This window comes from Prevotella sp. HCN-7019 (genome assembly GCF_037890215.1).
GTDB lineage: Bacteria > Bacteroidota > Bacteroidia > Bacteroidales > Bacteroidaceae > Prevotella.
On the sequence record NZ_JBBKBO010000008.1, the window covers coordinates 35,980 to 47,972 of the forward strand.

Sequence of the window (11,993 nt, forward strand, 5' to 3'; positions counted from 1 at the left end):
ATAATAATATCTTTATATTTATACACAAACGCAAATGATAATAGTGGCTGATGCCGGTAGTACAAAGACAGACTGGCGGATATTGAGTGATTGTAAGGATATAATCATCAAAACAAATGGCATCAACCCAGCAGTAATGCCGCAAAAACAAATTTACGATATTCTGCAAAACGAGTTGTACTCACAATTAATACAGAATGGTATTATCGATAAAATAAATTCTGAAAAAGTATTAACAGGTTTTACTGAGATACATTATTATGGAGCCGGATGTACTGTACCAAATATTCCGAAAATGAGAATCCTGCTACAGGAGATTTTCGGTCCAAAATCAAAAATAGAAGTCGAAAGCGACTTGACAGCTGCCGCGCGTGCACTTTTTGGACACGGTGAAGGTATTGCATGTATATTAGGAACAGGTTCAAATTCTGGACTTTACGACGGACGTAATATAATATGCAAGATTCCGGCCATGGGATATATTCTCGGAGATGAAGGCAGTGGCGCTGTTTTAGGGCGTCTGTTTCTTAATGCACTTTATAAAGGTCGCTTGCCCAAGGCTTTGCTTAAAGAATTTGAAACACAATTCTCAATGACACTCGATGATATTATCGGTAACGTATATCATGGAAATGCCCCCAGCAAATTTCTGGCATCAACTTCTATATTCATAGCCAAACATTTGGACATAGACAAGGTTACAGACATTGTTGTTGAGAATTTTCGGGCATTCTTTAAGAACAATATAAAACAATATGAGCGTCCGGAACTTAAAATCGGTATAGTAGGAAGTTTAGCTGCTATATATCACGAGCAGTTGATGACGGCAGCTCGCATGGAAAACGTGAAAATTGGTGTTATACTCAAAAGCCCGTCAGAAAAACTTATTGATTACCACAGAATGAAGATAGATAATATATAATGATACAAATATCTCCATTTGATACGTCCACAATATACTGCATCAAACGAATGTGTATAAAATGCAAACCAGACATTACATTTTTCAATAAAAAATTTTGCATTTTATAATAATAAAACTTATCTTTGCAGAAAACAATCTTACTGTAAAAATAGAGACGACACGTTGATTTTATCAAAATGTTACTACAATAAAATTCAAGATTAAAATATTATATAATATCTGATTAACTATGAGTGAAAAAAGAGTTTACACTTTTGGTAATGGAAAAGCTGAAGGAAAAGCAGATATGAGAAACCTGCTTGGAGGAAAAGGTGCCAATCTGGCGGAGATGAATCTCATTGGAGTGCCCGTACCTCCTGGATTTACTATTACTACAGACGTATGCAATGAGTATTTTGAAAAAGGTAAGGACGAAGTTGTTTCCTTACTGAAAGAAGATGTTGAGAAATCAGTAAAACACATAGAATCACTGATGAACTGCAAGTTTGGAGACGCATCAAATCCGTTACTTGTATCAGTAAGATCAGGTGCACGTGCATCAATGCCAGGAATGATGGACACGATTCTCAATCTCGGACTTAACGATGAAGTTGTTGCTGGCCTCTCTCATAAAACAGGCAACGAACGTTTTGCTTACGATAGCTACCGTCGCTTCGTACAAATGTATGGCGATGTGGTTATGGGAATGAAACCTGTTAATAAAGAGGATATCGACCCGTTTGAGGCAATAATACAAAAAGTTAAGTCACAACGTGGTATATCACTCGACAACGAAATGAATGTTGACGAACTGAAACAGCTTGTAACACTTTTCAAAGAAGCAATAAAAGAGCAGACTGGCCGTGACTTCCCTAACGATCCTATGGAGCAGCTTTGGGGAGCTATATGTGCCGTATTTGACAGTTGGATGAACGAACGCGCCATACTCTATCGTAAGATGGAAGGAATCCCAGCAGAATGGGGAACTGCAGTCAATGTGATGGCGATGGTTTTCGGAAATATGGGCAATACATCCGCAACAGGCGTTTGTTTCAGTCGTGATGCCGCAACAGGAGAGAATATTTTCAATGGCGAATACCTTGTGAATGCACAGGGCGAAGATGTTGTTGCCGGTATCAGAACTCCGCAACAGATAACAAAAGAAGGATCACGCCGTTGGGCTGCATTACAAGGCATTTCTGAAGAGGAACGCGCGGAGAAATATCCTTCCATGGAAGAAGCAATGCCAGAGATATATAAAGAACTGGATATGCTGCAGAACAAGCTTGAAGAGCATTACAAGGACATGCAGGATATGGAATTTACTGTACAGGAAGGTAAATTGTGGTTCCTGCAGACACGTAATGGCAAACGCACAGGAACAGCTATGGTAAAGATAGCAATGGATCTTGTTAAGGAAGGTAAGATTGATGAGAAAACAGCTTTGATGAGATGCGAACCACAGAAGTTGGATGAATTGTTGCATCCTATTTTTGATAAAGACGCTTTGAAGAGAGCAAAAGTCATCACCCAAGGCCTTCCTGCCTCACCTGGTGCTGCATGTGGACAGATTGTTTTCCATGCAGACGATGCACAAAAATGGCATGAGGACGGTCATCGTGTTGTGATGGTTCGTATTGAGACATCACCAGAAGATCTAGCAGGAATGTCTGCTGCAGAGGGTATTCTCACGGCAAGAGGTGGTATGACATCACACGCAGCCGTTGTTGCCCGTGGAATGGGAAAATGCTGTGTTTCTGGAGCTGGTGCAATAAATGTAAACTACAAAAATAAAACTGTAGAAATAGAGGGTGTAGTATATAAAGAAGGTGACTATATTTCACTTAACGGTTCCACAGGACAGGTCTATGCCGGAGAGATTCCTACCAAAGCAGCAGAATTGTCAGGTGACTTTAAAGAGCTGATGGACCTTTGTGATAAATATACAAAACTACAGGTTCGCACCAATGCAGACACCCCACACGATGCACGGATTGCACGCGCTTTTGGTGCAAAGGGTATCGGACTGACACGTACGGAGCACATGTTCTTTGAAGACAAGAAGATTGTTGCTATGCGTGAAATGATTCTTGCTGACTCTGTTGAAGGACGTGAAAAAGCACTTGCAAAACTTCTTCCTTATCAAAAAGCAGATTTTAAAGGTATTCTTGAAGCGATGGATGGTTGTCCTGTAAATATAAGACTACTCGATCCGCCTCTCCACGAATTTGTTCCTCACGATCTGAAAGGCCAGCAGGTTATGGCTGATGAAATGGGAGTAAGTGTTGAGGAAATACAGAAGCGTGTTGCCAGTCTGGCAGAGAACAACCCGATGCTCGGACACCGTGGTTGTCGACTTGGAATCACATTCCCGGAAATAACTGCAATGCAGACGCGTGCAATACTTACTGCTGCATGTGAATTGAAAAAAGAGGGTAAAGATCCGAGACCAGAAATCATGGTTCCACTTATCGGTATATTATACGAGTTCAAACAGCAAAAAGACGTTATCCTCAAGACTGCTAAAGAAGTATTCGAGAAAGAAGGCATCGAAGTGAAGTTTGAAATAGGTACAATGATTGAAGTTCCGCGTGCTGCACTGACAGCAGACAAGATTGCATCCGAGGCAGAATATTTCTCTTTTGGAACCAATGACCTTACTCAGATGACATTTGGCTATTCACGAGATGACATTGCAAGTTTCTTGCCAGTATATCTGGAGAAGAAGATTCTTAGTGTAGATCCATTCCAGGTTCTCGATCAAAATGGCGTGGGACAGCTTATAAAGATGGCCGTAGAAAAAGGACGTGCAGTACGTCCTGGTATGCGCACTGGTATATGCGGTGAACATGGCGGTGAACCTTCTTCAGTAAAATTCTGTGCAAAGGTTGGCATGAATTATGCATCATGCTCACCATTCCGTGTACCAATTGCACGTCTTGCAGCGGCTCAAGCTGCAATAGAAGAATAAAATTTCTATTTAATAAATACAAAAGCGGAAGGTATTGTTTGAGCAAGCCTTCCGCTTTTTAATATATCATTTTATTTACTTTTTAAGTATATAAAAGGTTATAAACTCAAATCTTTTCGGTAATTTTGCATGTGTGACATATTATCACAATCTAACAAATAAGATTTATAACATCTCATAAATATCCATAAATGAAAAAGATAAAAAAGCAAGTGTTATCAGTACTGATTCTTTTATGCCTTATGGTTAATACAAATGTATACGCAAAGTCAATTAAAGAAATATGGACATCTTTGCCAGACTCAATGCTTGTTTATCTTGATAAAAATATAAGAACAGAATGTATTAATCTTATGGAAACTGGAATGAAACCTGAAGTTACAAATAAACTGGGGGGAAAGACAAAAATAGACACTCTAACTTCAAATTTCATATCTGTAACACTCACTAAGGCATCAACTTTACAGATAAAACTTATGCCGACACAAAATGATACTATTTTATGTGTTGTGCATACATTCAATGCTCCGGTTGCAGAAAGCAGCATTATGCTATATACACAAGAATGGGAAAAAATATCAGATATAACATTTAATATAGATAGTCTTATATTTAAGCCAGATACAATGGAACAATATGAGTATGAAAAACTCAAATTGTATATGGATCCATATTTGATTAAGGCTGAGTTATCTCCAAAATCAGAATATCTTATCGTAAGTGCTTCAATAGCTAATATTGCAAGCGAAGATAGAGATAAGATAAATGCGATATTAATGCAAAGAAAATTTAAATGGAATGGCTATAGTTTTAATTAATGTTATACATAAAATTAATAACATTGATTATTTTGCCATTTTACATAAAAAGAATATCTTTGCATTGTGTTTTTCATGGTATTAGATTATTAAGGTTAAGAGAGATTGGTTGTCGTGAGACAATCAATTTTTTATTTTATATTCATCCTATTCTAGGATATATATATTTGGTAGTATAAATTACTATTTGAATATTTTTCTAAATGATACTGGTATGGGTGTCTCAAACTCCATGCACTCACCTGTGATTGGATGATAAAAACAAAGCATGTAAGCATGCAGACAGAGACGCTGTAAAGGATTATCACCATTTCCGTATTTAATGTCACCACATACAGGATGGCCGATATCTGCAGAATGAACACGAATTTGATTCTTTCGTCCAGTTTCAAGTTTAAACTCGACAAGCGAATACTCAGTTGTTCTTGCAAGAACATTAAAATGCGTTACAGCAAACTTTCCTCCATTATCTATCTGAGAAGAATATGTAATATACGCTTTATTGTCTTTTAACCAACTTGATATAGTACCGCCGTCTTCTACAATCTCCCCACTGACTACAGCAACATAACGGCGGTCGTAAACTATATTATGCCAGTTATGTTCTAATATTTGTTCTGTTTCATAATCTTTGGCATATATCATAAGGCCGCTTGTATCTCGATCAAGTCGATGTACTACATGAACGGAGCAATTCTGCCTGCTTTTATGCAAATAATCATCTAATACGGTTTTGACATTCAATGATGAATGCCCGGCTGCCATGGAAAGTATCCCACAATTCTTTTCTATGACAATAATCCAACGATCCTCATAGATAATTTTTATATATTTACTTTTAAATGTATTATTCTCTTTCCGTTGGCTCACGGAAATCTTCATTCCTACTTTTAAAGGAAAATTATACTGTGTTACAACTTTACCGTTCACTTTTATTCCCCTCCCCTGCAGGATTGCTTTTATCTTTGTTCTACTATCGTTCAAATTCTCGATAAGATATTCAAGCAACGGAGCATCATTATTTACAGTATAATGTACATAATCATTGCAAGCATTATATAAATTGGATTTCATATATTCTTAAATTAAGATTTGACAAAGATAATGTAAATCAGTCTTACTGCAAAATAATTAAGTTCTTATCTTTAATAGAAAGATAACAAAAGAACATATAACATCATATATATCAAATATATACAAAAGATTATTTTATTTTTGGAGATTCACAGTATTTGCACTAACTTTGCACATTCAAATAACATATAAAACAATAAACATAAAGAATGATTACTGTAACAAATCTTGCAATCCAATTCGGAAAACGAGTATTATACAAAGACGTAAACATTAAATTTACTCCAGGAAATATTTATGGAGTCATTGGTGCCAATGGTGCAGGAAAATCTACGCTTTTAAGAGCAATTAGTGGAGAACTTGAACCAAATAAAGGTAGTGTTGAATTAGGTCCTGGAGAACGTCTGTCTGTATTGGAACAGGATCACTTTAAATATGATGAATATAATGTTCTTGACACTGTCCTTATGGGGCACGGACCGTTATGGGAAAACATGAAAGAACGTGAAGCTCTGTATGCAAAACCAGAAATGTCTGAGGACGATGGAAACCGTGCAGCTGAACTTGAAGAGAAATTCGCAGAAATGGGCGGTTGGGAATCAGAAAGTAACGCAGCACAAATGTTATCAAATCTCGGCATCAAAGAGGACCTCCATTACAAACAGATGAACGAGCTTTCCAATAATGAGAAAGTACGTGTAATGCTTGCAAAGGCTTTATTTGGAAATCCAGACAATCTATTGTTGGATGAGCCGACAAATGATCTTGACTTGGATACAGTGCAATGGCTTGAGGAATATTTAAGTAACGTAGAACAAACAGTCCTAGTTGTAAGTCACGACCGTCACTTTCTTGACGCCGTTAGTACGCAAACTGTAGATATTGATTTTGGAAAAGTAACAGTATTTGCTGGAAACTATTCATTCTGGTACGAAAGTTCCCAGCTCGCACTTAGACAAGCTCAGAATCAACGTCAAAAAGCAGAAGAAAAACGCAAGGAACTTGAGGAATTCATACGTCGTTTTTCTGCTAATGTTGCCAAAAGCAAACAGACGACCAGTCGTAAGAAAATGCTGGAAAAACTCAATGTTGAGGAAATTCGGCCTTCAAGTAGAAAGTATCCTGGAATTATTTTCCAAATGGAACGTGAGCCAGGAAATCAGATCCTTGAAGTGGAAGGTTTAAAAGCGACTGATACAGATGGAACAGTATTGTTTGACAATGTTAGCTTTAATATAGAAAAAGGTGAGAAAGTCGTATTTTTGAGTCATTCTCCAAAAGCGATGACTGCACTGTTTGAAATCATAAACGGAAACAGAGAGCCTGATGCTGGAACTTACAAATGGGGAGTAACTATTACAACTGCTTATCTGCCACTAGATAATACGGAATTCTTCAATAGTGATAAGAACTTGGTAGAATGGCTCAGTCAATATGGCCCGGGAAATGAAGTTGCCATGAAAGGTTACTTGGGAAGAATGCTTTTCTCTGGAGAAGAAGTTATGAAAAAAGTTAATGTACTATCTGGTGGTGAAAAAATGAGATGCATGATAGCACGTATGCAACTCAAAAATGCTAATTGCTTAATATTAGACACCCCCACAAACCATCTTGATCTGGAAAGTATACAAGCGTTCAATAATAATCTTATTGGCTTTAAAGGCAATATCCTATTTGCCAGTCATGACCATGAGTTCATACAGACTGTAGCCAATAGAATAATAGAACTAACTCCATCTGGAACAATTGATAAATTGATGGATTACGATGATTATATATACAACGAACAGATAAAGGAGCAAAAGGCAAGAATGTATAATGCCTGATTATTATGAATAATTGGCATTTTTTTTGCTATATAAATAAAAACTGTCAAGATTATGAATACAGAAGATATAAACATCGAGAAAAAGGCAGAAAATATAGAAGAAGATATAAATCAATCTGCCATAAAGGATGATGAGACACAGACAATGTCAGAAAATGACAATAATGAAAATAATCAGGATTTAAATTCTGAGGCAGAAAAGTTAAACGTTGTTGAAGAGGAGTTAAAACAACTAAAAGATAATTATATCCGTAAAGTAGCAGAATTTGAAAATTACAAGAAAAGAACATTAAAAGAAAAAACAGAACTCATTCTGAATGGAAGTGAGAAAACAGTAATTGCAATATTACCAATTCTTGACGATTTTGAACGTGCCATATCAGACAAAAGTGATGACCCCAAAGCCATCAAAGAAGGTATGCAACTCATTTTCAACAAATTCAATAAGATACTTGAAAGTATTGGTGTAAATAAGATTGAAACAGAAGGCAAAGACTTTGACGTTGATTATCATGAGGCAGTAGCAATGCTTCCCACTTCAGATGATGATAAAAAGGGAAAAGTTATAGATTGTGTTCAAACAGGATATACACTAAATAACAAGGTTATTCGTCACGCAAAAGTTGCAGTAGGACAATAGAAATGGCAAAAAGAGATTATTACGAAGTATTAGGCGTAGGTAAAAACGCCACAGAAGATGAAATAAAAAAGGCATACAGAAAGATTGCCATTAAATATCATCCAGATAGGAATCCTGGGAATAAAGAAGCAGAGGAAAAATTCAAAGAAGCTGCAGAAGCATATGATGTACTGCATGACCCACAAAAGCGTCAGCAATATGATCAGTTTGGCTTTGAAACGCCTAATAGTGGGTTCGGCGGCTTTGGAGGAGGCGGAAACTTCTCTATGGATGATATTTTCTCTATGTTTGGAGATATTTTTGGAAATTTTGGTGGTACAGGTAGCGGTGGACAAAGAAGGAGACCGCAATATAGAGGAACTGACCTTAGAATGAAAATATCTCTTACTTTACAGGAAATATCTACAGGAATAACAAAAAAATTTAAAGTAAAAAAAGATATTATATGCCCACATTGCAATGGTAGTGGTGCTGAATCTGGAAGCCATGCAGAAACTTGTCCAGAATGTCATGGATGTGGTATAGTAATGCGATCTGTAAGAACAGGATTTGGCATTATGCAAACACAAACAGAATGTCCTACTTGTCATGGTGAAGGAACTATAATAAAAAATAAATGTCATAAGTGTAACGGTACGGGGGTAATAAAAGGCGATGAAGTTGTTGAGATAAAAATACCCGCAGGTGTTGCAGATGGTATGATTGTTAACATTCCAGGAAAAGGAAACGCTGGCCCACATAATGGTATTAATGGAGATATACAAGTATACATTTCTGAACTACCGGATAAAATATTTATTAGGGATGGAAATGATCTTATATATAACTTATTACTTGATATTCCTACAGCGATTTTAGGAGACACCGTTGAAATCCCGACAATAGATGGTACTAAAGTTAAAATCAAAATAGAACCCGGTACACAGCCTGGAAAGACTTTAAGGATTAGAGGGAAAGGTCTACCCGCCGTACAAGGTTATGGAAATGGTATCGGTGATATTGTTGTAAATATTAGTATTTACATACCGAAAACATTAAATAAAAACGAAAAAAAGATAATAGAAGAATTGAAAGAAAGTGATAATTTTAAAGGTGATGAAACAATAAAGAAATCAATCTTTGAGAAATTCAGGAACTATTTCAATTAAACATTTCGATTTTAATTAGAAACTTATAATATTAAGGAATAATGAATTATCTTGAAACGATAAATTATTTATTCAATATAGCACCGGTGTTTGAACACATCGGTGCTTCAGCTTATAAAGAGGGGCTAGAAAATACAAATATTCTAGATAAGCATTTTGGATTTCCCCATCGAAAATTTAAAAGTATACACGTTGCAGGGACTAACGGTAAAGGATCATGTTCGCACACATTGGCTGCTATCTTACAAAAAGAAGGCTATAAAGTTGGATTGTACACTTCACCGCATATTATTGACTTTAGAGAAAGAATAAAAATCAATGGTATATGTGTTAGTGAAAAATATGTAATTGATTTTGTTCAACAAGAAAAAGAATTTTTCGAAAAGCTCCATCCTTCTTTTTTTGAACTTACAACAGCTATGGCTTTTAAATATTTTGCAGAACAAAATGTTGATTATGCTGTAATTGAAGTTGGTCTTGGAGGTCGATTAGATTGCACAAATATAATTACTCCAATACTTTCTATAATAACAAATATAAGTTTTGATCATACAAACTTTCTAGGCAATACACTCGAAAAAATAGCAGAAGAAAAAGCAGGGATAATAAAAAAGAATATACCTGTAATTGTTGGGGAAACTACAGATGAGACATTTCCTGTATTTAAAGCAAGAGCAGAACTTATGTGCTCAAATATTGTATTTGCAGACGCAAATAACGAAATTGAATCTTTTATTATAGAAAAAAAGGGTATTACATACAATACACGGAATTTTGGGAAAGTATATGGAGAACTAAGCGGAATTTACCAGAAAAAAAATACAAACACCATATTGCATGCAGTAAAATTCTTATGCGATAAGCATATTATTAAAAACTTAAGCTCCATACAAGAAGGCTTCTCGCATGTGTGTAAGCTTACTGGATTGATGGGAAGATGGCAACAAGTCGGTACCGAGCCTACAGTTATTTGTGATACAGGTCACAATGTTGGAGGATGGCGTTATATTAGCCAGCAATTGAAATTTCAAAATTATAACAAGTTACATATCGTATTTGGAATGGTCGATGACAAAGATATTGATGGGGTAATGAATTTATTACCACAAAATGCACATTACTACTTTACAAGAGCACAATCTAAAAGGGCTATTCCTGAAGAAACTGTACAAAAAAAAGCCTTTGAACATAATTTATATGGAGAATGTTATGATAATGTTCCTAAAGCATATGAATCAGCCTATAAGCAAGCTTCACCAAATGATTTGATATTTATTGGAGGTAGCAGTTATATCGTTTCCGATTTATTACTTTATTTGCATCAACAGCACGTAATATAACCCCAATATATATAATAAGCTTAACGGTTTTTAACATGAGGCTGAGCGCATTTTTAAATATTTCTTTTGCCGAATTCGTTTTTTTTCAGTTACTTTGCATTAATAAGACATAACTAAAAACTTATTACGGTATGAGCATTAAAGAAGCAGAGAACATCTGTGGTCTGAAACATAAAGATTTTCAGACTACAATAAATGGGAAAAAAACTGACTTATATATCCTTCGAAATGAACAGGGTAACGAAGTCGCCATAACAAATTACGGAGGAGCTATAGTGGCAATCATGGTTCCTGATAAAACGGGGAAAATGGGAAATGTTATTCAAGGTCATGATAACATTGTTGATGTTATTAACTCACCGGAACCGTACTTATCTACTTTAATTGGAAGATATGGAAACAGAATCTGTAAAGGACAATTCCAATTAAATGGTAAGAGATATAATCTACCTATAAACAATGGTCCCAACTCTCTGCATGGAGGAAAATATGGATTTAATGCAAAGGTTTGGGATGCATTACAGATGAATTCACATACCTTGGTATTAAAATATGTAAGTCCTTATGGTGAGGAAGGTTTTTCTGGAGAAGTTAAAGTAACTGTTGTGTATACATTTAATGATGAGAATGAGCTTATTATTGACTACATGGCCACAACAAACAAGAAGACCATTATAAATCTAACCAGCCATGGTTTCTTTTCACTAGCAGGAATCAATAATCCAACACCTACGATAGAAAATCTAATATGTGAAATTAATGCCGATTATTATTTACCAATAGATGAAACATCCATACCTACTGGTGAGATAAGGTTTGTAAAGAACACTCCATTTGATTTCAGAAACCCAAAGACAATTGGACAAGACATCGATGCGGATGACGAACAGATCAGGAATGGTGCCGGATATGATCATTGTTTTGTACTAAACAAGAAAGAAGAAGGCGAATTGAGTTTCGCTGCAAAAATAACAGAAGAAGAAAGTGGTCGAACAATGGAAGTATACACAACAGAACCAGGAATGCAACTGTATACAGATAATTGGGCTGACGGATACAAAGGACAACACGGTGCAACATTTCCACGTAGAAGCGCAATCTGTTTCGAAGCACAACATTTTCCTGATACACCAAACCATCCTTATTTTCCATCTGTTGTATTAAATCCTGACGAACGATATACCCAAAAAACAATATATAAATTTGGAATAGTTAATAAATAAGTGCAATTATATTTTAAACAATAATAACAAAAACATCAAAAAGAAAA

Annotated in this window: 9 protein-coding genes; 8 read left to right on the plus strand and 1 reads right to left on the minus strand. The window is 35.8% G+C overall.

Going from position 1 to position 11,993, the window contains the following annotated elements; translation table 11 throughout:
• Window positions 1–34 precede the first annotated feature (34 nt).
• The 3 genes from WKT13_RS10465 (at window position 35) to WKT13_RS10475 (ending at window position 4,693) form a co-directional block, all read left to right on the plus strand.
• Window positions 35–922: an ATPase gene (locus WKT13_RS10465; protein ID WP_340323831.1), complete on the plus strand. Its 888-nt coding sequence runs from the start codon at window positions 35–37 to the stop codon at window positions 920–922.
• A 232-nt stretch (window positions 923–1,154) separates the two neighbouring features.
• Entirely contained in the window at window positions 1,155–3,875 is a 2,721-nt protein-coding gene (gene ppdK, locus WKT13_RS10470; protein WP_340323832.1) for a pyruvate, phosphate dikinase, read from the plus strand.
• Window positions 3,876–4,066: 191 nt separating this feature from the next.
• Entirely contained in the window at window positions 4,067–4,693 is a 627-nt protein-coding gene (locus tag WKT13_RS10475; RefSeq protein ID WP_340323833.1) for a DUF3256 family protein, read from the plus strand.
• A 183-nt stretch (window positions 4,694–4,876) separates the two neighbouring features.
• On the opposite strand, the gene WKT13_RS10480 is transcribed toward WKT13_RS10475, so the two are convergent.
• Window positions 4,877–5,767, minus strand: coding sequence for an RluA family pseudouridine synthase (locus WKT13_RS10480; protein WP_340323834.1), 891 nt, complete (start codon window positions 5,765–5,767; stop codon window positions 4,877–4,879).
• A gap of 209 nt (window positions 5,768–5,976) precedes the next feature.
• On the opposite strand from WKT13_RS10480, the gene WKT13_RS10485 reads away from it, so the two are divergent.
• The 5 genes from WKT13_RS10485 to WKT13_RS10505 all read left to right on the plus strand — a co-directional run bounded on the left by WKT13_RS10485 (window position 5,977) and on the right by WKT13_RS10505 (window position 11,946).
• Window positions 5,977–7,593, plus strand: coding sequence for an ABC-F family ATP-binding cassette domain-containing protein (locus WKT13_RS10485; RefSeq protein ID WP_340323835.1), 1,617 nt, complete (start codon window positions 5,977–5,979; stop codon window positions 7,591–7,593).
• 54 nt (window positions 7,594–7,647) lie between these two features.
• The gene (locus tag WKT13_RS10490) at window positions 7,648–8,235 is read left to right on the plus strand and encodes a nucleotide exchange factor GrpE (protein WP_340323836.1); all 588 of its coding nucleotides are present in this window, start codon (window positions 7,648–7,650) and stop codon (window positions 8,233–8,235) included.
• Window positions 8,236–8,237: 2 nt separating this feature from the next.
• Window positions 8,238–9,383, plus strand: coding sequence for a molecular chaperone DnaJ (gene dnaJ, locus WKT13_RS10495; RefSeq protein WP_340323837.1), 1,146 nt, complete (start codon window positions 8,238–8,240; stop codon window positions 9,381–9,383).
• Window positions 9,384–9,424: 41 nt separating this feature from the next.
• Entirely contained in the window at window positions 9,425–10,723 is a 1,299-nt protein-coding gene (locus tag WKT13_RS10500; RefSeq protein ID WP_340323838.1) for a bifunctional folylpolyglutamate synthase/dihydrofolate synthase, read from the plus strand.
• A gap of 131 nt (window positions 10,724–10,854) precedes the next feature.
• Window positions 10,855–11,946, plus strand: a complete 1,092-nt coding sequence (locus WKT13_RS10505; protein WP_298617894.1) for an aldose epimerase family protein — start codon at window positions 10,855–10,857, stop codon at window positions 11,944–11,946.
• The last annotated feature ends 47 nt before the right edge of the window (window positions 11,947–11,993 follow it).